Annotated in this window: 23 protein-coding genes; 17 read left to right on the top strand and 6 right to left on the bottom strand. The window is 59.0% G+C overall.

Translation table 11 applies throughout. The features are described from left to right. Positions 1–420 (top strand): PilZ domain-containing protein, encoded by a 420-nt coding sequence (locus ABMA60_RS02670; protein ID WP_392798297.1) that lies wholly within the window; start codon positions 1–3, stop codon positions 418–420. A gap of 87 nt (positions 421–507) precedes the next feature. On the opposite strand, the gene ABMA60_RS02665 is transcribed toward ABMA60_RS02670, so the two are convergent. The 5 genes from ABMA60_RS02665 to ABMA60_RS02645 form a co-directional block, all read right to left on the bottom strand. Beyond that, positions 508–981: an SAM-dependent methyltransferase gene (locus ABMA60_RS02665; protein WP_392798294.1), complete on the bottom strand. Its 474-nt coding sequence runs from the start codon at positions 979–981 to the stop codon at positions 508–510. Next, positions 969–1,676, bottom strand: coding sequence for an alpha/beta fold hydrolase (locus ABMA60_RS02660; RefSeq protein ID WP_392798292.1), 708 nt, complete (start codon positions 1,674–1,676; stop codon positions 969–971). The genes ABMA60_RS02665 and ABMA60_RS02660 overlap by 13 nt, the downstream gene beginning before the upstream one ends. After that, a complete protein-coding gene (locus tag ABMA60_RS02655; protein ID WP_392798289.1) occupies positions 1,673–2,137 on the bottom strand; it encodes a nuclear transport factor 2 family protein in 465 nt (154 codons plus the stop codon). The genes ABMA60_RS02660 and ABMA60_RS02655 overlap by 4 nt, the downstream gene beginning before the upstream one ends. A gap of 87 nt (positions 2,138–2,224) precedes the next feature. Next, complete coding sequence (locus ABMA60_RS02650) at positions 2,225–2,896, bottom strand: haloacid dehalogenase type II (protein WP_392798286.1); 672 nt, start codon at positions 2,894–2,896, stop codon at positions 2,225–2,227. 38 nt (positions 2,897–2,934) lie between these two features. Then, on the bottom strand, positions 2,935–3,828 hold the full coding sequence (locus ABMA60_RS02645; RefSeq protein ID WP_392798283.1) for a LysR family transcriptional regulator: 894 nt from the start codon (positions 3,826–3,828) through the stop codon (positions 2,935–2,937). Positions 3,829–4,010: 182 nt separating this feature from the next. On the opposite strand from ABMA60_RS02645, the gene ligA reads away from it, so the two are divergent. The 4 genes from ligA (at position 4,011) to ABMA60_RS02625 (ending at position 7,391) form a co-directional block, all read left to right on the top strand. Then, positions 4,011–4,406: a protocatechuate 4,5-dioxygenase subunit alpha gene (gene ligA, locus ABMA60_RS02640; protein ID WP_392798280.1), complete on the top strand. Its 396-nt coding sequence runs from the start codon at positions 4,011–4,013 to the stop codon at positions 4,404–4,406. Between the two features lie 3 nt (positions 4,407–4,409). Continuing rightward, positions 4,410–5,249 carry a class III extradiol dioxygenase subunit beta gene (locus tag ABMA60_RS02635; RefSeq protein WP_392798277.1) on the top strand — a complete coding sequence of 280 codons (840 nt, stop codon included), beginning with the start codon at positions 4,410–4,412 and terminating at the stop codon, positions 5,247–5,249. A 102-nt stretch (positions 5,250–5,351) separates the two neighbouring features. After that, complete coding sequence (locus tag ABMA60_RS02630) at positions 5,352–6,362, top strand: amidohydrolase family protein (protein ID WP_392798273.1); 1,011 nt, start codon at positions 5,352–5,354, stop codon at positions 6,360–6,362. Positions 6,363–6,794: 432 nt separating this feature from the next. Further along, positions 6,795–7,391, top strand: a complete 597-nt coding sequence (locus ABMA60_RS02625) for a hypothetical protein (protein WP_392798270.1) — start codon at positions 6,795–6,797, stop codon at positions 7,389–7,391. 168 nt (positions 7,392–7,559) lie between these two features. On the opposite strand, the gene ABMA60_RS02620 is transcribed toward ABMA60_RS02625, so the two are convergent. After that, positions 7,560–8,453: a LysR family transcriptional regulator gene (locus tag ABMA60_RS02620; protein ID WP_392798267.1), complete on the bottom strand. Its 894-nt coding sequence runs from the start codon at positions 8,451–8,453 to the stop codon at positions 7,560–7,562. A gap of 133 nt (positions 8,454–8,586) precedes the next feature. Here ABMA60_RS02620 and ABMA60_RS02615 point away from each other — a divergent pair, with 133 nt between their 5' ends. From ABMA60_RS02615 to ABMA60_RS02560, 12 genes are all read left to right on the top strand, one after another. After that, the gene (locus tag ABMA60_RS02615; RefSeq protein ID WP_392798264.1) at positions 8,587–9,597 is read left to right on the top strand and encodes a TAXI family TRAP transporter solute-binding subunit; all 1,011 of its coding nucleotides are present in this window, start codon (positions 8,587–8,589) and stop codon (positions 9,595–9,597) included. Between the two features lie 81 nt (positions 9,598–9,678). Then, a complete protein-coding gene (locus ABMA60_RS02610; RefSeq protein WP_392798261.1) occupies positions 9,679–11,628 on the top strand; it encodes a TRAP transporter permease in 1,950 nt (649 codons plus the stop codon). A 3-nt stretch (positions 11,629–11,631) separates the two neighbouring features. Continuing rightward, positions 11,632–13,272, top strand: a complete 1,641-nt coding sequence (locus tag ABMA60_RS02605; protein WP_392798258.1) for a sulfatase-like hydrolase/transferase — start codon at positions 11,632–11,634, stop codon at positions 13,270–13,272. A 374-nt stretch (positions 13,273–13,646) separates the two neighbouring features. Beyond that, positions 13,647–14,465 (top strand): sugar phosphate isomerase/epimerase family protein, encoded by an 819-nt coding sequence (locus tag ABMA60_RS02600; protein ID WP_392798255.1) that lies wholly within the window; start codon positions 13,647–13,649, stop codon positions 14,463–14,465. Further along, positions 14,462–15,883 (top strand): hypothetical protein, encoded by a 1,422-nt coding sequence (locus ABMA60_RS02595; protein ID WP_392798253.1) that lies wholly within the window; start codon positions 14,462–14,464, stop codon positions 15,881–15,883. The genes ABMA60_RS02600 and ABMA60_RS02595 overlap by 4 nt, the downstream gene beginning before the upstream one ends. Next, a complete protein-coding gene (locus tag ABMA60_RS02590) occupies positions 15,880–17,031 on the top strand; it encodes a Gfo/Idh/MocA family protein (RefSeq protein WP_392798250.1) in 1,152 nt (383 codons plus the stop codon). Before ABMA60_RS02595 ends, ABMA60_RS02590 begins: the two co-directional genes overlap by 4 nt. Before the next feature lies 1 nt (position 17,032). Then, entirely contained in the window at positions 17,033–18,202 is a 1,170-nt protein-coding gene (locus ABMA60_RS02585) for a dihydrodipicolinate synthase family protein (RefSeq protein WP_392798247.1), read from the top strand. After that, positions 18,199–19,038, top strand: a complete 840-nt coding sequence (locus tag ABMA60_RS02580; RefSeq protein WP_392798244.1) for a sugar phosphate isomerase/epimerase family protein — start codon at positions 18,199–18,201, stop codon at positions 19,036–19,038. The genes ABMA60_RS02585 and ABMA60_RS02580 overlap by 4 nt, the downstream gene beginning before the upstream one ends. A gap of 120 nt (positions 19,039–19,158) precedes the next feature. Then, positions 19,159–20,193 (top strand): tripartite tricarboxylate transporter substrate binding protein, encoded by a 1,035-nt coding sequence (locus tag ABMA60_RS02575; protein WP_392798241.1) that lies wholly within the window; start codon positions 19,159–19,161, stop codon positions 20,191–20,193. 75 nt (positions 20,194–20,268) lie between these two features. Then, on the top strand, positions 20,269–20,790 hold the full coding sequence (locus ABMA60_RS02570) for a tripartite tricarboxylate transporter TctB family protein (protein WP_392798238.1): 522 nt from the start codon (positions 20,269–20,271) through the stop codon (positions 20,788–20,790). Between the two features lie 20 nt (positions 20,791–20,810). Further along, on the top strand, positions 20,811–22,355 hold the full coding sequence (locus ABMA60_RS02565) for a tripartite tricarboxylate transporter permease (RefSeq protein WP_392798236.1): 1,545 nt from the start codon (positions 20,811–20,813) through the stop codon (positions 22,353–22,355). Between the two features lie 31 nt (positions 22,356–22,386). Next, the gene (locus ABMA60_RS02560) at positions 22,387–23,025 is read left to right on the top strand and encodes a TetR/AcrR family transcriptional regulator (RefSeq protein ID WP_392798233.1); all 639 of its coding nucleotides are present in this window, start codon (positions 22,387–22,389) and stop codon (positions 23,023–23,025) included. The last annotated feature ends 9 nt before the right edge of the window (positions 23,026–23,034 follow it).

Below are 23,034 nucleotides of genomic sequence, written 5' to 3'. Positions count from 1 at the left end.
ATGGATTCGAGACGTAAGGACAGAACGCGGTTCATCTATCGTCTGCGTGCCGAAGCCCAGGATGACCAGGGTCATTGGTTCAACGGTCATCTGGTGGATGTCACCCTCGACGGCATGATGCTGATCGGCAATGCCGAGTTCGCACCCGACACCCGCCTGGCACTGAGCGTCGAGCTGCCACGCAATACCATGGGCGAAGGCAAGATGGACTTCTGCGCCCGGGTGCGCTGGTGTGATCAGGAAAACGACCCCAGCCTGTACGCCCTGGGGGTTTCGCTGGAAGAGATGTCGGCGCAATCACGCCAGACGCTGGAAGAGTTGATGTCGCGGTTCAAAGAATTAACCGACGAAGTGGCCAGCGAAGCCGATGACGACCTGGTGCACAACCACGGCGACGATCCGTTTGTTCATAACCGCTGAACGCTTAACGGGAGCAGTGCGCCGCCCGGACGGGAGACGCTAATACCGCTAACCCGGCGTCTCCCGTCTCCCGTTCAGCGTCTCCCGTCAGTAATACTTCCCCATCAATTCACTGGCCCAGTCGGGCTGACGAATCTCGCCGCGCGGTAAGGTTTCGCGCCACACCGGTTTCAGGTCGAGCAGTGGCGTGCCATCCACCGCGTCCAGATCTTCCACCTCGATGTTCAAGCCATCCACGCTGACGACTTTGCAGTAAGACACGCCGATGCGGTTTGGTCGCATGCGTCCACGCTGGGCGAAAATGCCGACTTTTGGCCAATCGGTGTTACCGCGGGGATGACGCGCGCCGGTCTCAACGGCCTCATCGGCATCGATATGAAACCAGAACAGCACGTCCAGATGCGACAGCTCAGCGACGCCCGCCAAGGCTTCGGGGCCGAACAGATCGGCGCGTAATTCCAGCCGGCAACGATTGCCAGCCCAGCCGTCTTTGGTCGCCTGGGTGCGACCACCGCGAACCCAGCCGATGGGCTGCATATCGATCGATGTCAGCTCAGCCATTGCCAGAACGCCTCATTCATCGCTTCGGGGCGTTCCATGGTACTCATATGACCCGCCGCTTCGATAGCGACGACACGACTGTGACGTACCTGATCGGCCATTTCCTGGTGCTGTTCCAGCGGGCTCCAGCTGTCGTGGCTGCCGCAGATAAAGGTGGTCGGGCAGCGAATGGCTTCGAGCACCTCGGTGGCATCAGGGCGATGAATCAGCGCATGAATCTGACGTTCAAAAGTGGCGACCGTCTTGCTGCCGATCATCTCGACAATGGCATTGATCAGCGGCTGGTCACTGAGCCGATCCGGATGCACCATGCCCTGCACCCAGTCTTCGCCCATGATCCGGGTGCCTTCGCGCTGCGCCAGTTCGACCAGGCGCATGCGGCCGGCGACTTCACGCTCACCGGCGTCGCCGTCGGCCAGGGCCTTGTAGCCGGTATCGAGCAGCGCCAGTCGCAACACCCGTTCCGGCGCTCGCCGTATGACTTCCAACGCAACCCGACCGCCCATCGAATGGCCGGCCAGCGCAAAGGTTTCCGGGGCTTCCTTCAGCACATGGTCGGCCATAGCGCCCAGATCGTCGGCGAAATCGTAGTCGGGGACGCGGCAATCCCAGGCATCGTTGAGGGCATCGATCTGCGGTTGCCAAACGCGCGCATCGCACATCAGACCAGGCAGCAGCATCAGGGTTGGTTTCACAGTGTTTCTCCTACCGGCATCTTCAGGGTGAAGCTGGCGCGACGCTCCAGAATGCGCCAGCCGGCGTCAGTTTTGACGCAGGTATCGTGAAATTCGCCGACCAGACAGCGGTGCAACGGTGCACCGAAAACGGCTTCCGCCTGGTCGCCTTCGTCACTGGAATAAAGCGTCACATAGCAATGCGCCCGCGCCTGGCTGGCAGAATCAATCTTCACACTCAGGTTAGAAACCAGATGACGGTTCAACCGCTGCGCCGGGTTCTGCTCATAGGACGCCGCTATGGCTTGCGGACCGATCAATGGATCGGGCGTGGTGGGTCGGAACAGTTGGGCATCGGCATGAAAGCATTGATCGAGGGACGCGAAGTCCTTGCTGTCGATGGTTTTGCCGGTACGGATGATCAGCTCTTCCACCGCACGGTGGATCAGACAGCGATCCAATTCGGTCAGTTCTTGGCTCATTGGGCCTCCCCTCTTGTTGTGCGCCAAGCATACTCAGTTCGCCGTCCCTGCGGGGCCTTGGACAGTGCGTTCCGCTGTTGCAAACCTTCAGTCAGGCAAGGCACCGGCCAACACATCGAGGCGCTCGACAACAACAGTGGGGGACCATTCCCAGTCATCAAAGGGTATCGCTGCCGAGCGCTGCACCCAGGCAGCCTGCCAGCCGGCAGAACGGGCACCGAGTACATCAAAGGGATTGGACGACACCAGCCAGGTTGCATCGGAGCGGGCGCCGGTGCGCTGCAGAAAATGGGCATAAACAGCCGGGTCGGGCTTGAAGCGTTGGATCTCATCGACACTGACCGTGCCTTCGAAGACAGCCGGCAAACCAGCGCCAGCCAATAAGGTCTCCACCGCTGCAGCCTGGCCGTTGGAGAAGGCCCAGAGTCGATGCCCGGCGTCGCTCAATTGGCGCAGCGCCGGAGCAACATCGGCAAAGGCGGGTAAGCGACCATAGCTGGTGAGTAATTGCTGACGCTGTTTATCGGTCAGGCTGCAACGATGAAACGCCAGAGCGTAATCCAGTGCCTGAGCGGTACAGGCAGAAAAGGGTTGGTAGCGGCCCATCAGGCCACGTCGGAAGGCGTATTCGAGTTGTTTGTCACGCCAGCTGCGGCTGACTTCGGCGGCGGCGCTGCCGACCAGCGTCGACAGTTCCGCTTCCACACCGCGGGTATCGATCAATGTTCCGTAGATGTCGAACGCCAGCGTCAGTTGCATCGCTCAGTCCTCGCCCTCAATCGAAGGCTCAGCTTCGGTCAGCCCCAGCCTTCGGTCAACTCTTTGAGGAACTCGATAAACAGTCGGGTTTTGGCACTGAGCATGCGTCGGCTGGTGTAGACCGCCGACGCCTTGGCCGGCGCATCCAGGGCGTATTCACGACCGACTTCCACCAATTGACCGGCGTCGATCATATCGCCGCAGTAGATGCGCGGCAGCAAGCCAATGCCGGTGCCGGCAGCGACGGTATCGCGCACCATAATGGGATCGATGGTTTCGATGGGGGCGTCGATCTCGGCTTTTTGCTTCTCGCCGTGATGACGGATCAACAGGGGCGTGCGGTTGTAGCGTCGTTCACAGACTTTCACTTCCGCCAGCAAGTCTTCCAGGCTGTCGAAACGATGATTGGCTGCGAAAGTTTTCGGATTGGCCACCCACACCAGCGGTGTTTCGAACAGCGGCACAGCAATCAGTTCCGAATCCGGCAGATCGCCCACCTGAACCGCCAGATCGATGTGATCGCCAATCAGATCCACCGTCGTCGGCGTGACCTGAATGTTCAGCTGAATTTCCGGATACTGCTCATGAAAACGGTTCAGATGACCGCCCAGAATATGCCGGCTGAACGCCATCGGCAGCGACACCGTCAGCTCGCCACTGGGGGTATGCGTCAGACCATTCATCTGGGCGTCGGCGACTTCGATCTGTTCCATGATCAGTTGGCAATGCTTGTAGAAGATTTCACCTTCACTGGTCATGCGCATCTGGCGGGAATTACGTTCCAGCAGACGCACCTGGAGGTCGTCTTCGAGTCGCTGGATAAAACGGCTGACACTCGATTTGGGCATGCGCAAGGCTCGAGCAGCAGCGGATATGCCTTCGCGTTCAACCACAGCAACGAAGACGGGCAGATCGGCAATGTTCCACTTCACGAACGAAACGTCCTATTGTTATAGGTTGTTCCAGATTGTGCCCTTAACTAGGCTCATTGTCACCCTATTCCAGCGCAGGGCAGCTGAGTACGCCCTAAAATAATGCCAACGCAAAATGCACTGGGAACGAATACCCCTAGGATCACTCACTTAGAAGTGACCACGCTCAAGAGGTGAAACCGATGAACCGCGAAGACCGCGAATACATGGACATTCCTGGCACCTACGTCATGGATGGCCGGCACTGCCGTCAGGGCTATCACCTGAACATGTTCTGTATGTCCCTGAACAAAGCAGAAAACCGGGAGGCGTTCCGCAAAGACGAAGCGGCCTATCTGGATAACTTCAAGCTGACCCCCGAACAACGCCAAGCCGTGCTGGAACGCGACTGGCTGGGTTTGCTGCAGTTGGGCGGCAACATTTACTACACCTTCAAGCTCGCCATCTTCGACGGCCATTCCATGCAGTACGTCGGTGGTCAGATGAGCGGTGTGAGCGAACAAGAATTCGCACAGATGATGTTGGGCGGCGGGCGTTCCGTCGAAGGCAATCGCAGCAAGCAAGCACAGGAGCGCTGAACCATGGCTAGAATTACTACCGGCATCGGCTCGTCCCACGTACCGGCCATCGGTGCCGCCATCGACAACGGCAAGACCCAGAACGATTACTGGAAACCCCTGTTCGATGGCTATCAGCCGGTGCGCGACTGGCTCAAAAAGAACAAGCCGGACGTCGCCATCGTGGTTTACAACGACCACGCCTCAGCCTTCGGCCTGAATCTGATCCCGACCTTCACCTTGGGGGTTGCGGAATCGTTCAACCCGGCCGACGAAGGCTATGGCCCGCGCAAAGTCCCGGTCGCCCAGGGCGAACCGGACCTGGCCTGGCATCTGGCCGAATCGCTGATTCTCGATGAATTCGACATGACCATCGCCAACGAAATGGACATCGACCACGGCTGCACCGTGCCGCTGTCGATCGCCTTTGGTGAGCCGGAAGAATGGCCGTGCAAAATCATTCCGCTGTGCGTCAACGTCATTCAGTATCCGCCACCCACAGGCAAGCGCTGCTTCGATCTGGGTGTGGCAATCCGCAAAGCGGTCGAAGCTTATGGTGAAGACCTTAACGTCGCCATCTTCGGCACCGGCGGCATGTCGCACCAGTTACAGGGCGAACGCGCCGGCCTGGTCAACGAAGAATTCGACCGCGCCTTTCTGCGCGACCTGACCGCCGATGTGCCCAGCCTGGTGAAAAAACCGCACGTCGAATACATGCGCGAAGCTGGCTCCGAAGGCATCGAACTGGTGATGTGGCTGATCATGCGCGGCGCGCTGGGCGACGCCGCCAAGGAAACCTACAGCTTCTATCATGTCCCGGCTTCTAACACCGGCGCTGGTATTATTCTGCTGGAAGATCAGTAAGCGTCCGGCGAAAAAAAACGGGGCCTGCTGGCCCCGACTAATAACGCAACTCATAACCTAATTAATAACAACACAACATTACCGACTTATTTGGAGCGGACCATGATCATCGATTGCCACGGTCACTACACCACGGCCCCGGGCGAGCTGGGCGAATACCGCGATCAACAGCGCGCCGAGCTGAACAGCGATCCCAACTTTCGCACCGCTAAAGGCACGCTGAACATCAGCGACGACCAGATTCGCGAAAGCATCGAAAACAACCAGTTAAAACTGCAACGCGAGCGCGGCACCGACCTGACCATTTTCTCGCCACGCGCCAGCTGGATGGGTCACGACCTGGGCAATGAAAGCACCAGCATCGCCTGGACTGAACACTGCAACGATTTGATCAAACGCGTCTGCGATCTGTTCCCGCAGAACTTCGCGCCGGTCGCCCAGTTGCCGCAAAGCCCGGGTGTTACGCCCGAGGCCTGCGTCGCCGAACTGGAGCGCACCGTTGAGCAGATGGGCTTTATCGGCTGCAACCTGAACCCCGATCCGTCCGGCGGTTTCTGGAAAGACAAGCCACTGTACGACAAGTTCTGGTATCCGATTTACGAAAAAATGGTCGAGCTGAACATCCCGGCGATGATTCACGTCAGTGGTTCCTGCCACGAAAGCTTCGACACCACCTCGTCTTACTATCTCAGCGCCGACACCACGGCGTTCGTGCATATGATGAAATCCGACCTGTTCAAAGACTTCCCGGATTTGAAATTCATCATTCCTCATGGCGGCGGCGCGGTGCCTTACCACTGGGGTCGTTTCCGTGGCATCAGTGAAGACAAAGGCTGGGGCGATCTGGAAGAGCGCGTCCTGAACAACATCTACTTCGATACCTGCGTTTACCACCAGGAAGGCATCGATCTGTTGCTGGACGTAATTCCGACCAAAAACATTCTGTTCGCCTCAGAAATGATCGGCGCGGTACGCGGCATCGACCCGCGCACCGGCAACTACTACGACGACACCAAGCGTTATATCGACGGCAATACCAAGCTGAGTGTTGCCGAGAAGAAAATAATTTTTGAAGACAACGCCCGCGCTGTATTCCCGCGCTTAAAAGTTTAGTCGCGACAATGAACGCGCCAAATTGGCGCGTTCATCAAAGACACTGTTTTTTCCATCTTGTGTTGTGCTTTACCCGCCTTATTGGCGGGTTTTTTTATGCCATTGCTATAACTGCCTACCCCAAATAACCCGTCACATTTACCATTCAGATTCTAGTCAAATAAATGGCAAAGGAATGTTTTCAACTTAACAAGGCAGCATTAGTCGTCAACCGATTGACGATCATGAAATTAATTTAGAAATTTTTATTTTTCGAAATTCCGCCTAAACCATTGTCGACAAAAATATTTTTCTAATTCGCCAAAAATCATGTTACTTCCATCAATAAAATTGGTTTGCAATTCATTAAATTATTTTTCAGCCTGAACTTACTCCACCCCAAACTAGACATTGCAATTCCGCTTAAGGACTCAGCTTACGAAGGAGAGTTTGATGAGAATTCTACTGTTGTCGCTTATTTTATTATGGACCACGTCAATCCAGGCACTTGCCGAAACACCAATAAAAGCAGGTGATATTGATATCATCATCAGTCCAATCGGCTATGAATCTGCCGGCATTCGCTTTGCTCATTCCGACGATTTAGCCTTCTATGCAAAACTGGATGAGTTCGATCTGCTTACCGATAAACTTGATGAATACAGCGTAGGTGATGATAGATACGAAGACTACAGCACCGTCGAGGACCCCAATTTTGGGTTCAGCCTGGGAGGCCAATATTTTATCAATGATGGTGTCTATCTGGCAGCTAAGGCTGGTTACTATACCTACCGCGGCACCGAAGAGTATGAAAACGATGCCGTCGATGAACGAACTTTTTCGGGATATCACGGCAGTGCCATTATTGGTTTTGAAGAGTCTCTTGGAGAACGAATTGCCATTCATTCAGAAATAGAATTTCAGTTTGGCAACAGAGAGATAGAAGATGTCGAGATAGACAGCAATGGCGATCTGACATCTGGTACCAAAACCAGTCGATTCTACGAAGAAACCTTTTTGACGCTCGGTCTAAGCTATACTTTGAACTAAGCGCATTTCATTCGAGTGCCATTAAAAAATTTAAGTGGCACTCGAATGAAAAGATCTCTGCATACGCCGGTTAACAACACCTGATTTTTTTGTGTTTGTTACTACCACTGCATCGGCGTTCACCGTTCCCGATTTAATTGGCTACCTTAGTCGTTATGCCAATAGTCGTTATGCCAACCTTGCTAATAAGGCAGCCCGCAACGTCGCTACCCAGCTTGGATCAGTGTCACTCAATCGATGCCATAAATAGAGATTGCGCTGGCCGAAATCGGCGTCGACATTGAGCACTTTCAAACCATAGTCGGCGGCAACGCGCTGCGTCAGGCGCTGCGGCATCAGACTCAGGTGCCGACCTTCACTGAGAATATTCAGACAGATAACGGCATCGCCGGACAGCGCTATAGGGGTATGCAGACGATGGATGCCCGCCGCTTGCAAACGCTCCACCGGCGATTCCTCAAAGCGGGCGTAGGTGCCCATATTGATCCAGTCACGATCTTCTAAATCGGCTACCTGCAAAGGACCAATGCCGGCCAACGGATGATGCTCGGCGGCGACCACCACCAGGCGGTCTTCGAGCAAGAGTTCGCAATCGAGTTCCTGAGTGGGCGACTGCACCCGCGGCGCGATCACCAGATCGAGCGCATCGTCGTGCATCTGCTCAAACAATCGATAGGGCGTATCCACGCGTATCTGCAACGACAACTCGGCATGAGTGCTGACCAGATCCTGGGCCACCTTGTTCATAACGTTGTTGGCGAACAGCGGCCCGACGCCGATGCGTAATTCCCGTTTCAGCCCCAGTCCATGGCGAGTCGCGGCCTGTTCGGCGACCCAGACCGCCCGGGCAATGCTGCGGCCTTCGCGCGCCAGCGCCGCGCCCAGCGAGGTCTGACGCACACCGTGACGACTGCGCGCAAACAGACTGCCACCGGCCTGCATCTCCAGCGTTTGAATATTGCGGGTCAAGGTCGACTGCGTCAGGTTGAGCCGGCTGGCGGCGGCGCGAATCGAGCCGCTGTCTATAATGGCGGCCAAATGGACCAGGTGCTTGGGTTCCATGGCAAGGGCTCCCCGTTATATGCATTTTTGTTGGTTTGGGTCGCTAAAATTGCATTATACGAAGGTCTGCGCTCAAGGCACACTGAGTTGACCTAAAGAGTCTCTCTAATAAATCCAATAATACGAGGTGATCATGAAAACCTTCCTCCAGTCCCTCTGCGCGGGCCTGGCGCTGCTGCTGTGCGCCGGTCTGAGCCATGCGGAAAACCTGCAAATGGACGCCGGCGGCTCGGCTTCCGTTACCGGCATCCTGCCGCAGACCTTTGCTCAATACGCCAACCGTGAAGGCATTTCCCTGCAAGTCGTGCTCGGCCAGACGCTGACCCGCTCAGTGATGATGCTCGGCGCCGGCCGCCTCGATACTTCTGTGGTGCCGCCACCGGCCTTTAACGCCATGCGCCGTGGTGTCGGTCCTTACGCCAGCAACGCCGATCAGGCCAAGCAGTTATCCGCCAATGTGCGTGCCATCACCGGCCTGCCGGGTTCCACCTACCACGCCATTACCTGGGCCGATGACGGCATCGAAAGTTGGGATGACCTGCGCGGCAAGCGCGTCTATGTCGGCCCACCGGCCGGTGCTGCCAATATGCAGATCATGGGTATGATCGAAGTCGCGTCCGGCCTGACCGAAGCCGACTACGATGCCGTGCGCGCACCCTGGGGTGCAGCGGTACAGGGTTTTCAGGACGGCCAATATGACGTCCTGGTGATTTCCGCTCCGGTCGGCCAGCAATCCATCAATGAGATGAGCCTGCAACGCTCCATCCGCATCCTCGGCATTCCGCAACAGAAGCTCGGTACCGCGGACTGGGACGCCTATACCGAAGCGGCCGCCATGGACTACACCACCATTCCGGCCGGCACTTACCAGGGCCAGGTAAATGGCGATGAAGACCTGGTCACTGCCTCCAACATCATGTTTATGGGCACCCACGCTGGCCTCGATGATGACGTCGCCTACCGCCTGGCCAAGGCCTACTGGGACAACATCGACGAGCTCAAGGCATCTAACGCTCTGCTGCGCAGTGTCAGCACCGACAACCCCTTCGCTGGCGTCAATGCGCCCTTGCATCCAGGCGCGCTGCGTTACTACCGCGAGCACGATATCGCTGTTCCCGACGCTCTGTTACCGCCTGCCAACTAAGAACCCAGAACTTAGAACTTAGAACCCAGAACTTAGAACTATGACCTTGAGGCGAGCCTTGGCTCGCCTCGGGAGGACTCCATGCTGACTTCCTGGATGACCGATCCGCGCCTGCGCCGACTGATATTGGTGCTGGGCGGATTGCTGGCACTGGCCGGCCTGATCAATGTAATGCCCGGCTACGACTTCGTGCCCCGGCTTGGCCCCTTTGCCGTCGAATGGTTTCGCCCGGCCTTCTTCAGTTTCTGCGTCGCCATCGCCGTCGTTTATGGCTGGCGCGCTCGCTTAGCGGCCGGACAAAACATCGGCACCGGCCGACTGCTGCTCGATCTGGCACTGATCGTCGTTACGCTTTACTGCAGCCTGCGCTATTTCGTGGTGGCCCGGGAGATGATGTTTTCCATCGTCTTTTTCGATGGCTGGGACACCAGCGTCGCGCTCGCAGCTGTCGCCATTGCCACCATCATCTGCTGGCGGCTTTGGGGAGCGCCCATCGCCATTATCGGCTTGCTGGCACTGAGCTATCTGGCCACCGGCCAATACTGGCCCGGCGTTTTGCAAACCGCTGGCGGTAATGTGCTCGACCGGCTGGCATCGAACCTCTGGTTCGGCAGCGATAACGGCGTACTCGGCTCCATCTTCGGCATTATTTTGTCCACCGTGCTGCCCTTTATCGTGCTTGGCGCGGTGCTCGATGGCTGCGGTGCCGGTCAATCGATGATCCGCATTTCCTTTGCCTTAATGCAGCGTTTTCGCGGCGGTCCGGCCTACGCTGCCATTCTGGCTTCGGGCCTGTTTGGCACTGTGTCCGGCAGCGCCGTCGCCAATGTGGTCGGCACCGGTGTGGTGACCATTCCGATGATCAAAAAGCGCGGATTTCACGGCGATTTCGCCGGTGGACTGGAATCCTCAGCTTCGGCCGGCGGGCAGATACTGCCACCGATCATGGGCGCCGCTGCGCTGGTGATGGCTGACTACGTCGGGGTGACCTATCTGACAGTGATACTGGCGGTGCTGATACCGGCGCTGGCCTATTACGCCAGCCTGTTTCTGGCGGTCTATTTCGAAGCGCGCAAGCTGGGCCTGAGCGCGAGCGAAGAAGAAACCGTCGCCGAGCCGGTGTTGCGTCAGGACTGGATTAACCTGCTGCTGATCATTGCGCCGCTGGCGATGATCGTCTGGCTGCTGGTGCGCGGTCTGTCGCCAGCCGGCGCGTCGATCAGCGCCATTTTTATGTTGCTGCCGCTGAGCCTGCTTAACCCGGCGATTCGCCGTAAACCGATACAGCTGCTGTCCGCCATTGCCGAAGGTGGCGTGACGGTGGCGCGTTTGTCGATGGCCATCGCCGTGGTCGGCGTGATTGTCGCCACCTTGGCAGCAACCGGTATTCCCACCACCTTCGCGGTGCTGCTGTCCGATGCCTCCAACTATTCGCTGCTGGCGGCGTTATTGATTACTGCCGCTGGCAGCATCGTGCTGGGTATGGGTATGCCGACCTTGCCGGCTTATATCGCCATTATCGCGGTCATGGGTCCGACCTTGCAGGCGTTCGGCATGAGCCTGCTGACGGCGCACATGTTTGTGTTCTTCTTCGGCGTTGCTTCGGTGATTACCCCGCCGGTGGCGATCGCCGCCTACGCCGCCGCTTCCATTTCCGGCGGCACGCCGATGGCGACGGCCATTGCCAGTACCCGTATCTCGGCGGTGATGTTCCTGATTCCCTTCGCCTTCGCCTACAACCCGCTGATGCTGACCGTGGCCGAAGCCGGTGCAGAATTCAGTCTGGCCGGTTACGCCTGGCTGCTGGTGCAATTGCTGGCCGCGCTCTATCTGGTGACCTCCAGCCTGGCGCGTTTTGACCGGCGCGCCCTGCATCCGCTGGAAAGTCTGCTGCGCTTTGTCCTCGCCCTGGGACTGCTGACACCTTACCTGACGCTGAGCCTCGCCAGCCTGGTGCTGGGTCTGGCCGTGCTGAGTCTGCACTGGCTGCGCCGCCCGGCGTTGGCGACCACTGCCTTGCAGGAGTCCTAAGCGATGAGTTCAACGGTTAAGAACAGCCTCTTTATTATGATCGATCAACTGCGCTGGGATGCGTTGTCGTGCTATGGCGGTGTGATCGATACGCCCAATATCGATCGCCTGGCGCAGCGGGGTCTGCGTTTTACCAACGCCTACACCCAGGGCACCAGCTGCGGTAATTCCCGCGCCTCTTTCTATACTGGCCGTCACGTGCGCTCGCACGGTGCCACCTGGAACGACTGGCCGTTCAGTCTGGATGAGTGGACGCTGGCCGACTATTTAGGCGAGCTGGATCGGCGTGTGGTACTGCTCGGTAAAACCCATATGAAACCCGACCGCGAGGGCATGAACCGGCTCAACATAGCGGCGGATTCCGCTCTGGGTAAGAAGCTCAGTAACGCGGGTTTTGTGGCAGGCGAGCACGACGACGGCTTGCATCCGGAAGGCCCGGCCGGCAAGTATTCAGCGGTCGAGCCGCGCTATAACGACTATCTGCGTAAACAGGGTTTCGACGGCGACAACCCCTGGCTGGAGTGGGCCAATGCCGCCGATGGCGACAACGGCGAACGGCTGTCCGGCTTCTTTCTGGCCAACGCCCACCTGCCGGCGCGCATCCCCAAAGAACACTCAGAAACCGCCTATCTGACCGACCGAGTGATCGAAACCATCGACGCCCTGGGCGATCAGGCCTGGTGTCTGCACGCTTCTTACATCAAACCGCACTGGCCCTACCTGGCGCCGGATCCCTATCACCAGTTGTATCGCGATATGGAGCTGCCAGCGGCGGTGCGCAGCGAAGCTGAACGCGCCGATCCACATCCGATCTATGGTGCCTTTATGGAGCTGGGCGTCAGCCGCACCCTGGCCGATCCGGCCAAGCGCGCCCATGTGTTGCCGGCTTATTATGGTTTGGTCAAAGAAGTCGACGACCACATTGGCCGGCTGCTCGACCACCTCGACGCCAAAGGCCTGAGCGACGATACGCTGATCGTCTTTACTGCCGATCACGGCGATTATCTGGGTGATCACTGGCTCGGCGAGAAAGATCTGTTCCATCAGCCGTCGGTAAAACTGCCGCTGATTATCGCCGACCCAAGAGCGGAAGCCGACGCCAGCCGAGGCAGCCAATGCGATGCGCTGGTCGGTGCTATTGATGTGTTGCCGACGCTGATCGAAAGCGCCGGCGGCACCGCTGCCGAACACCGTATCGAAGGCCGCTCGCTGCAACCCTGGCTGCACAATCAAGCCAGCGCTTTCGAGCGTGACTTTATCATCAGCGAAGACGACTACGGCCGCCTGCCGGTGGCTAAGCAGTTGGGTGTCGATGCGCTGGATGCGCGCATGACGATGATCTTCGATGGTCGCCACAAGCTGGTGCACTGCCCCGGTTTCGCCGACCTGCTGTACGACCTGCACGATGATCCGGACGAACTGGTCGACCTCGGCCGCGATCCGGCACGCAGCGCTGTGCGCAGCGAACTGCGGCATCAATTACTCGACTGGAGCGCAACCCTGCGCAACCGAACCACAGTCAGTCGCGCAATGGAGCAGGCGAACAATGGCCTGTCGCGGCGCCAAGGCATTCTGATCGGTTTCTGGGAACGCGACGATATCCCGGAAGATCAGCGGCCGCCGCGCTCCATCGGCGTGATCTGAACCCCTCCATTACCAACCTGCGGTGCGCTCATCCAGCGCCCCAGGTTGGCTTTTCCTTCTGCTCCTCGTCACATCTCCAATCCCTCCAGTAAAACACGCCAATCCGATTATTTTTTTATAAGTAACCACATAGTTATATTTGTCAGGAATGAAGATTCAGCTGTCAGCAAGAAAGCGATCATTCCAGTGCTGGCAGCAAGCTACTGAATCCAAAGAGAATTTTCCCTGTACAGCGATTTTTCCTGACGATCATTGAAGTTCAGGCTCCACCATCCAACCTCGTCTAGAGAGCCAGCAACCATTTTGACAGCAGCAAATCCCGTTGTTAGCTTAAAAGTAACCATATAGTTAATAAAAACAAAAAAGGTGCTCGAATGCGCATTGCGTTGTGCAACGAGGTTCTGGCAGACCGCTCCTTCGCCGAGCAATGCCGCTATGCGGCAGCGCTGGGTTACGACGGTCTGGAAGTGGCGCCCTATACCCTGGGCGAAAACCCGCTGACATTGTCCGATAAAGAACTTCTTGGTTACCAAGCCGTTGCGGCCAGCCACGGCCTGACGATCACCAGCCTGCATTGGTTGCTGGTGGCGCCAGCCGGGCTGTCCATCGTCAGCGCCGACAGCACCGTGCGCCAACACACCCTGGCGGCCATGCAGCGGCTGATCGAACAGTGCGCCCTGCTCGGTGCTGAGGTGCTGGTGCATGGCTCGCCAGGTCAGCGCCGGCTGGAAGCCGATGGCGACCGGGAACGCGCCGAAGACTATTTCGACCGCGCCGGTGAACTCGCCCAAAAAGCCGGCGTCACCTACTGCATCGAACCACTGGCCCCGCGCGAAACCAACTACCTCAACACCCTGGCCGAAACCGCCGACCTGGTGCGTCGTCTCAATCGACCGGGCTTGAAAACCATGCTCGATACCTCGGCCGCAGCGCACGGTGAAACCGAATCGCCCGCTGCTGTGCTCGACGCCTGGCTCGACTCCGGCCTGGTCGCCCACGTGCAACTGAACGACCGCAACCGTCGCGCACCGGGCCAGGGTGACGATGCTTTTCTGCCGGTGCTGGAGACGCTGATCCGACACGGCTACAGCGGCACGCTGGCGGTGGAACCCTTTATCTATGAACCCGATGGCGCCACCACCGCAGCGCGCGCCATCGGTTATCTGCACGGTTTACGCGAGGCACTGGCATGACGGCACCGCTGTTAATCATCGAACAGGCCGAGGCCTTTGAACGCGACCACAAACTGCGGCTGCCGTTTCGCTTCGGCGTTATCACTCTGCACGAGGTTACCGAGGTGTTTGTGCGCGTGCGGCTGCGCGACGCTAATAGCGGTGTCAGCGCCGAAGGTTATGCCGCCGAGCTGATGGTGCCCAAGTGGTTCGACAAATCACCCGCCTTGAGCGAGGCCGATAACGTCAACCAACTGCGGCGTTCGGTCAGCACAGCGCTCAGACTCAGCCTGGCCGAACCCGGCCCGATGACCGCTGCCGATCACGCCTGGCATCTGGATGCCCGGCAACGCGCCGAACTAAGTGGTGAAAATGGTCTGGTCGCGGGTTTCGGGCCGGCGCTGCTGGCCTGCGCCTGTCTGGATGCGCTGGGCCACATTGAGCAACTGTCGTTCGCCCAACTGATGCAGCTCAACCGGCCCGGCCTGAGCGCGGCTCATCTGCCGGACGATCTAGCCGGTTTTGATATCGATGCCTTCCTTGCCGGTCTCAAACCTCAGCCGTCCATCGCCCTGCGACATACCGTTGGCCTGGCCGATGCTTTGACACCGGCGGAGCTGGAATCGGGGCTTAACGATGGCTTGCCGGAAACGCTCAGCGAGGTAATCGAGCGCTATCAGCCGGGTTACTTCAAGGTCAAGGTCAGCGGCGAACTCGATACCGACCTGCAACGGCTGATCGCCATCGCCGGGCAACTGGAGCCGCTGCCGAATTACCGGTTGACGCTCGATGGCAACGAACAATTCACCACCGCTGCAGCGTTCAGCGAATTACTCGACGCCATAGAGGCAACACCGCAACTGACGCGGCTGCGCCAGTCAATTCTGTTCGTCGAACAACCACTGCACCGCGAGCACACCCTAGATACACCGGTGCACGACCTGGCCCGACGCCTGCCGTTATTAATCGATGAAAGCGACGCCGATCTGGACAGCTTCCGCCGCGCCCGCGAACTGGGCTATCTGGGTGTCTCGTCCAAAGCCTGCAAAGGCCTCTATCGCTCCCTGATCAACGCTATGCGCTGCCAGCACGATACCAGCGCCGGCTGCTTTCTCTCCGCTGAGGATCTGACCACCCAGGCCGGCCTCGCCGTGCAACAAGACCTGGCTTTGGTCGGCCTGCTCGGTTTGGACCACGTCGAACGCAACGGACACCACTTTGTGGGGCGACTGGATGGCGCGCCCGCGACCGAAGTGGACGCCTTCGCCTCGGCTCATCCAAGCCTCTATCAGCGCGATGACAAAGGTCTGTCATTGCGCATCCAACAGGGGCGTATCGCCCTCGATTCGCTCGCCGGTGCCGGCTTCGCCAGCGGCGCGGTACCTGCCTTTGCAGGCATGCGAGCACTGACTCAACACGATCAAGAGGAATCCCAATGACTACCCATTCACTCGGCATCATCATGAACGGCGTTACCGGCCGCATGGGCATGAACCAGCACCTGATCCGCTCCATTCTGGCGATTCGGGACCAGGGCGGCGTCGTGCTGTCGAATGGCGACCGCGTGATGCCCGACCCCATTCTAGTCGGCCGCAACGCCGACAAGATTCGCCGCCTGGCGGAGCAGCATAAGGTTGAACGCTGGACCACCGATCTGGACGCGGCGCTGGCCAATAAAGACGATCAGATCTTCTTCGACGCCGCCTCCACCCAATTGCGCTGCGATCTGCTGCGCAAAGCCATCGCCGCCGGCAAGCATGTCTACTGCGAAAAACCCATCGCCGAAAATCTGCAAGATGCGCTGGCCATCGCCAAAACCGCCGAACAGGCCGGGGTTAAAAACGGCGCCGTTCAGGACAAGCTGTGGTTACCCGGTCTGCTCAAGCTGCAGCAACTGAATGATTCCGGTTTTTTCGGTCGCATTCTCAGCGTCGATCTGGATTTCGGTTACTGGGTATTCGAAGGCGATTGGGTACCGGCGCAACGGCCATCGTGGAATTACCGCAAAGAAGACGGCGGCGGCATGATTCTCGATATGATGTGCCACTGGCGCTACGTCATCGACAACCTATTCGGTGCGCCGACCTCGCTCACCTGCCTGGGCAAAACCCATATTCCGCAGCGCTGGGACGAAAACGGCCAACCTTATAACGCCACCGCAGACGACGCCTGCTACGCCACCGTCGAACTCGACAACGGCGCCGTGGTGCACATCAAATCGAGCTGGAACACCCGGGTGCGACGCGACGATCTAGTCACCTTCCATGTCGATGGCACCGCCGGTTCCGCCGTCGCTGGCCTGACCGACTGCTACATCCAACCGCGCGAAGCCACCCCCAAACCGGTATGGAACCCGGATCAGAAACAGACGCTGGATTTCTTTGGTGACTGGCAGAAAGTTCCGGAGCGCGAACCGACCGACAACGCCTTCAAACGCCAGTGGGAAATGTTTATCCGTCACGTCGTCGAAGACGCGCCTTACCGCTGGACCTTGCGCGAAGCCGCCAAGGGCGTGCAGTTCGCCGAATTGGCGCTGCAAAGTTCCGCTGAGCGTCGCTGGCTGAACGTACCGGCGTTGGAGGACTGAGATGAGCCATTCATTACTGCTCCCCGACGCCACCGGCCAAGTCACCCGCTATCAGGTCGGCCAGCCGCTGTCCTTTCAACCGAACCCGGCCGGGCCGCGCAGCCGCGTGGCCTATGCCGCCGCTCATGTGGTGGCCGATCCGCTGGCGCCGGTCGATCCCTGGCTCGACAGCGCCGTGGACTGGGACCGCACCCTGGATTACCGCCGTCATCTGTGGCGTCTGGGTTTCGGCGTCGCCGAAGCCATGGACACCGCCCAGCGCGGCATGGGTCTGGATTGGCCGACCAGTCTGGAGCTGATTCGCCGCTCGATCGACGCCAGCCGGGATTTCCCCAACGCCCGCGTCGCCAGCGGCTGTGGCACCGATCATCTGAGCGTCGATGAATGCCGCAGTGTCGACGACGTCATCCGCGCCTATGAAAGCCAGATGGCGGCCATCGAACAACTCGGTGGCCGCCTGATCATCATGGCCAGCCGTGCGCTGGCGGCGCACGCTCAGTCGCCCGACGACTACGCCCGCGTCTACGACCACCTGCTCAGCCAGGCGCGCGAACCGGTGATACTGCACTGGCTCGGCGAGATGTTCGATCCGGCGCTCGCCGGTTACTGGGGTTACGCCGACGCCGACCGCGCCATGGATGTCTGCCTGGATGTGATTCAGCGCCACGCTGACAAGGTCGACGGCATCAAGATTTCACTGCTCGATGCCAGCAAGGAAATCGCCATGCGCAACCGCCTGCCTGACGGCGTGAAAATGTACAGCGGCGACGACTTCAATTACCCGGAACTGATCGCAGGCGATGAACACGGACACAGCCATGCCTTGCTGGGTATTTTCGACGCTATCGCGCCGGCCGCGGCAGCAGCACTGGCGGCTCTGGATGACGGCGATCTGGACAACTATCACAAGATTTTCGCGCCTACTCTGCCGCTGGCGCGCCACGTCTTTGCGGCGCCGACGCGTTTCTACAAAACCGGCGTGGTGTTTCTCGCCTACCTCAACGGCCACCAGGATCACTTCACCATGATCGGCGGTCAGGAAAGCGCGCGTTCCACCCTGCATCTGACCGAACTGTTCCGCCTGGCCGACCAGGCCGGCCTGCTCAGTCAGCCGGAGCTGGCGGTGCAACGCATGAAACAGGTGCTGGCAACACGAGGAGTCGAGCAATGAGTGCACAACCTTTGACCGACTTCAGCCGGCTGTCGATCAACGACGCCACCACCAAGGTGCAATGGACGCTGGAAGAAGAGATTCGCGGTTACGCTGCCGCCGACATTCACGGCATTTCCATCTGGCGCGACAAGCTCGCCGAGTGCGGTGTCGATCAGGCGGCGCGACTGCTGCGCGAGCACGACATGACGGTGACCGGCGTCTGCCGCGGCGGCATGTTTCCCGCCGCGACCGCCGCCGAACGTCAGGCGGCCATTGACGACAACAAAAGCGCCATCGACGACGCCGCCAAGCTGGGTGCCCAGTGTCTGGTGCTGGTGGTCGGCGGCATACCCGAAGGCTCACGCGACCTGATTGGCGCGCGCACCATGGTCGAAGACGGCCTGCACGCCATCATCGATCACGCCCGCCAGGCCGGTGTACCACTAGCCATCGAACCGCTGCATCCGATGTACGCCGCCGACCGCGCCTGCGTTAACACCCTCGGGCAATCGCTCGATCTGTGCGACCGCATCGGCTCGGGCATCGGTGTCGCTGTGGATGTGTTTCACGTCTGGTGGGATCCGCAGCTCAAGCAACAGATCGAACGCGCCGGACGCGAACGGCTGCTGGCCTTTCATATCTGCGACTGGCGCATGCCGATGTCCGACATGCTGCTCGACCGCGCCATGATGGGCGACGGCGTCATCAACATCCCGCTGATTCGCAGCTGGGTCGAGGATCAGGGCTACGACGGTTTTCACGAAGTGGAAATTTTCTCGGCCGACCACTGGTGGAAAAAACCAGCCGAGGAAGTACTGGCAACGTGCAAGGAACGTTATCTGAGCGTGGTGTAAACCCGCTTCGAGGCGTTCACCCAGGGTCGGCAACCGCCGACCGGTCCCGGCACGAATGCTGTATTGTGCTGGAAAAATAAAAAACGCGGCCTGGCCGCACCTCAAAACCTGGAGTCAGACATGAACCCAACAAAAACAACACTGGTTTATGGATTGATCACTGCTGCTGCTCTGGCCATGCCGGCCATGGCGGAAGACTGGCAACCATCCAAACCCATCAACATCATCGTGCCCTGGGGCGCTGGCGGTTCCACCGACCAGGTGACCCGCGCCACCGTGCCCATTCTAGAGGAACACCTCGGCCAGAGTGTGGTGGTGGTAAATCAGGGCGGCGCCTCCGGTGCCATCGGTACCCGTGAAGTGCTGGAATCGGAACGCGACGGCTACACCTGGACTGCCAACGCCATCGCCAACAACGCCAACTATTCGATCACCGGTCTGATCGAAGACACCAACATCGACGACTATCACATCTACCTGTCGGTCGCGAACGTGCCGGTGGTCAGCGTACCGGCCAACAGCGAGTTCGATGACTTCGGTGAACTGCTGGCCGCCTTCAAAGAACGCGGCAGCCAAATCACCGTCGCCACCGCCGGTCAGACCTCTTCCGGCGGTACCGCCATCGCCACGCTCAGCGATGAAAGCGGCTTCGAATACAACATGATCACCTACGACGGCGGCAACCCGGCGGTGGTCGCCGCGGCGCGCGGTGAGGCCATGGTCACCACTCAGTTGGCGGTCGAACAGGCGCAGATGCTGCGCGGTGGCCGACTCAAGCCGCTGGCGGTGTTGAGTGACAAGCCGCTCACGATCGAAGGTCTGGATGAGCCGATTCCGCCGGTCACCAACTGGTTGCCCGATCTGCCGGTGGCGCCGGATTATTTCGGCATCTTTATTCCCACCGGCGTACCGGACGAAGTGGTCGCCACCATGGACCGCATCTGGGCGGAGCACGTGATGAACTCCCAGGCACTGCAGAGTTACGCCGACCGTCAGGGCGCCATCTTCGATCCATCCTATGGTGCCGAAGCCCGCTCTCGCGCCATGCCGATCGCCATCCAGGAAGCCTGTGCCTATGTGCATCGTGGTGAAGCGGTAATCGACCCGATCGACATCGGCATCGATTGCGAAACCCGCAGCGAAGTGGACCGCTGAGTCGTAGCCGGCCAGTGTCATATGGCACCGGCCGGATTTCTATAAGCACATTCACCTAATAAGGAGGGCTGAGCGATGAGCGATATCAGCCAACGCTCGCTGCGCGCCGATCTGATCAGTGGCCTGGTGTTTATCGCCTTGGGGTTGCTGGTGTTTATCGCCGCCTGGACCATGCCCCGACTGGCAAGCCGGGGCGTGCATCCGTCGACCATTCCCGGTCTGGTGCCGATGGCGCTGGGCCTGATGCTGGCGTTCTGCGGTCTATTGCTGAGCCTGCGCGCCTGGCGACAGGGGGCGCTCAAACCACTGCCGGTGGGCCAGCGCCTGCGCGATTTGTTCAACGATATCGAAGCCGTCCGCCTGGGCGCCATGCTGGCACTGACGCTGTGTTATGCCCTGTTACTGGTCGGTCGCCTGCCGTTCTGGCTGGCCACCCTTGTCTATGTATTCGCCGCCATCGTGCTGTTTGAACGTTATCTGACCAGCCAGCCGCGCACCTTGCTGCGCTGTCTGATTCTGGCTGGCATTCAGGCCGTTGTCGTTGCGGCAGTGGTCACGCTGTCCTTCCAGGAAATTTTCCTGGTACGACTGCCGTGATGATTCAATGAGGAAGTCCCATGTTCATGATTGAAGAGCTTGGCATGCTGGCTCAGGGCATCGGCCATTTTTTAACACCACTGAGTCTGTTCAATATCGCCTGGGCCACCTTGCTGGGCATTGTGATCGGCATGCTCCCTGGCCTGACCGCCACCATGGGTGTGGCGCTGCTGGTCACCCTGACTTACGGACTGCCCGGCGATCAGGCCATTCTGACGCTGATCTGCATGTATGTTGGCGCCATCTACGGCGGCAGCCGCAGTGCCATTTTGCTCAATATTCCCGGCACCCCGGCCAGCGCCGCCACCAGTCTGGACGGCTATCCCCTGGCTCTGGCCGGCAAGGCCGGTTACGCCATGGGACTGGCCACCACCAGCTCGGCGATCGGCACTTTGGTGGGTATTTTCTGCCTGGCGGTACTGGCGCCGATGCTGGCCGAGTTCGCCTTTAACTTTGGTTCCTACGAATTCTTCTGGCTGGCGGTCTTCGGTGTGGTGATCTCCGGGCGGTTAACCGCCGCAGGCGATCCGCTCAAAGGCTATATCGCCGGGCTGCTCGGTTTACTGGTCGCCATGATCGGCATGGAAAGCCTGCACGCTTACCGCCGTTTCACCTTCGATATTCCACAGATGGCTGGCGGTATCGACATCATTCCGGCCATGGTCGGTGCCTTCGGTTTTGCCGAGATTCTGACCGTGATGAAACGCAAGGCGGATGCTCAGGTGATTCGCTCCCAGGGTCGGGTAATACCGGAATTCAAAGACATCTGGAAATACCGTCGCACCTCGATTCGCTCTGGCGTGATCGGCACTCTGGTGGGCATTATTCCCGGCGTTGGTGAGGACATCGGCAGTTGGTCGTCCTACGCCGCCGCGCGTCGCGCCAGCAAGGAAAAGGAGCAGTTCGGCAAGGGTTCCTACGAGGGTTTGACCGCCGCCGAAACCGGCAACAGCGCGGTGATTCCCGGCGCTCTGATTCCAGTGTTAACACTGGCCATTCCCGGTTCGACTTCGGCCGCCGTACTGATCGCCGCCATGTTTATTCATGACATCCGCCCCGGTCCGATGCTGATGATCGAGAACCCGGACTTCCTCTACCAGGTGGTCGCCATGCTGTTGTTCACCACGCTTGCCATCACCCTCTACGGACTGTCGATGACCAAGTTATTGGTCAAGGTGCTGAACATTCCGCGCGAAAAACTGATGCCGGTGATCTATGTGCTCTGTGTGATTGGTTCTTTCTCCATTTCGCAACAGCTGTTCGATGTCTACGTCATGGTGTTCTTTGGTCTGGCCGGTTATCTGCTGCGGGAGATGAAATACCCGATGGCGCCGATCGTGCTGGGTATCATTCTGGGCACGCTGCTCGACACCAATCTAAGACGCGGGCTGGCACTGACCGGCGGCGACCCGACCCCTTTCTTTACCCGTCCAGTCAGTTTGATACTATGCCTGATCACGCTCGCCGCCATCTTTATGAGCATTCCCGCCTGCACCCGGCTGGTCCGACAACTGGCGGCCAGGCTCGGTCTGGTGCGCAAGGCAGCGACCGACTCAGGTTCCTAAAGCGATTGTATGAACGACGGAGCGCACCGAAGTGGGTCGTAAACGCAACCCGGACCTCACCCGCCAGGACATCCTCCAGGCAGCTCACGAAGAGTTCTGTGAAAAGGGCTTCGATGGCGCCCGGATCGACAGCATTGCCGCCCGCGCCGGCGCCAACAAGCGCCTGCTGTACCACTATTTCGGTAACAAGGAAGACCTCTACCGAACGGTACTGCTGGGCGCTTACAAGACCATTCGCGCCGGTGAGCGCGAACTGAGCCTGGATCAATATTCACCCGAAGAAGCCATGGACCGGCTGGTGCGCTTCACCTTTCGTCACTTCCAACAAAACCCCTGGTTTCTACGTCTGCTGACTACGGAAAACCTGCAATACGCGCGTTTTCTCAAGACGCTGCCCGAGGTCAAGGAACTGCATTCACCACTGGTCGCCCAGATCCGCACGCTGATCGAGCGCGGCGCCGACAAGGGCATTTTCCGTCAGGATGTCGACCCGGTTCAGCTGTATATCTCTATCGCAGCCCTGGGTTATTTCTACATCTCAAACATCCACACCCTGTCGATCATTTTCGACACCGACCTGGCGCACATCGCCATGATTCAGGAGCGCGAAGCGCACGCCGTCACCATGGTGCTCGACTTCCTGAAAACCCGGCCGGACGGCCACAGCTGACCCCGGCAT

The organism is Saccharospirillum sp. HFRX-2, assembly GCF_043196805.1.
Classification (GTDB): Bacteria; Pseudomonadota; Gammaproteobacteria; order Pseudomonadales; family Natronospirillaceae; genus Saccharospirillum.
This window is presented reverse-complemented; position numbering and strand designations above follow the sequence as displayed.

Bases quoted from the DNA above. Each gene is read 5' to 3' on its own strand.
- ABMA60_RS02670 (WP_392798297.1), top strand. From the start codon at position 1: ATGGATTCGAGACGTAAGGACAGAACGCGGTTCATCTATCGTCTGCGT.
- ABMA60_RS02665 (WP_392798294.1), bottom strand. From the start codon at position 981: ATGGCTGAGCTGACATCGATCGATATGCAGCCCATCGGCTGGGTTCGC.
- ABMA60_RS02655 (WP_392798289.1), bottom strand. From the start codon at position 2,137: ATGAGCCAAGAACTGACCGAATTGGATCGCTGTCTGATCCACCGTGCG.
- ABMA60_RS02650 (WP_392798286.1), bottom strand. From the start codon at position 2,896: ATGCAACTGACGCTGGCGTTCGACATCTACGGAACATTGATCGATACC.
- ligA (WP_392798280.1), top strand. From the start codon at position 4,011: ATGAACCGCGAAGACCGCGAATACATGGACATTCCTGGCACCTACGTC.
- ABMA60_RS02635 (WP_392798277.1), top strand. From the start codon at position 4,410: ATGGCTAGAATTACTACCGGCATCGGCTCGTCCCACGTACCGGCCATC.
- ABMA60_RS02630 (WP_392798273.1), top strand. From the start codon at position 5,352: ATGATCATCGATTGCCACGGTCACTACACCACGGCCCCGGGCGAGCTG.
- ABMA60_RS02625 (WP_392798270.1), top strand. From the start codon at position 6,795: ATGAGAATTCTACTGTTGTCGCTTATTTTATTATGGACCACGTCAATC.
- ABMA60_RS02620 (WP_392798267.1), bottom strand. From the start codon at position 8,453: ATGGAACCCAAGCACCTGGTCCATTTGGCCGCCATTATAGACAGCGGC.
- ABMA60_RS02615 (WP_392798264.1), top strand. From the start codon at position 8,587: ATGAAAACCTTCCTCCAGTCCCTCTGCGCGGGCCTGGCGCTGCTGCTG.
- ABMA60_RS02610 (WP_392798261.1), top strand. From the start codon at position 9,679: ATGCTGACTTCCTGGATGACCGATCCGCGCCTGCGCCGACTGATATTG.
- ABMA60_RS02605 (WP_392798258.1), top strand. From the start codon at position 11,632: ATGAGTTCAACGGTTAAGAACAGCCTCTTTATTATGATCGATCAACTG.
- ABMA60_RS02600 (WP_392798255.1), top strand. From the start codon at position 13,647: ATGCGCATTGCGTTGTGCAACGAGGTTCTGGCAGACCGCTCCTTCGCC.
- ABMA60_RS02595 (WP_392798253.1), top strand. From the start codon at position 14,462: ATGACGGCACCGCTGTTAATCATCGAACAGGCCGAGGCCTTTGAACGC.
- ABMA60_RS02590 (WP_392798250.1), top strand. From the start codon at position 15,880: ATGACTACCCATTCACTCGGCATCATCATGAACGGCGTTACCGGCCGC.
- ABMA60_RS02585 (WP_392798247.1), top strand. From the start codon at position 17,033: ATGAGCCATTCATTACTGCTCCCCGACGCCACCGGCCAAGTCACCCGC.
- ABMA60_RS02580 (WP_392798244.1), top strand. From the start codon at position 18,199: ATGAGTGCACAACCTTTGACCGACTTCAGCCGGCTGTCGATCAACGAC.
- ABMA60_RS02575 (WP_392798241.1), top strand. From the start codon at position 19,159: ATGAACCCAACAAAAACAACACTGGTTTATGGATTGATCACTGCTGCT.
- ABMA60_RS02570 (WP_392798238.1), top strand. From the start codon at position 20,269: ATGAGCGATATCAGCCAACGCTCGCTGCGCGCCGATCTGATCAGTGGC.
- ABMA60_RS02565 (WP_392798236.1), top strand. From the start codon at position 20,811: ATGTTCATGATTGAAGAGCTTGGCATGCTGGCTCAGGGCATCGGCCAT.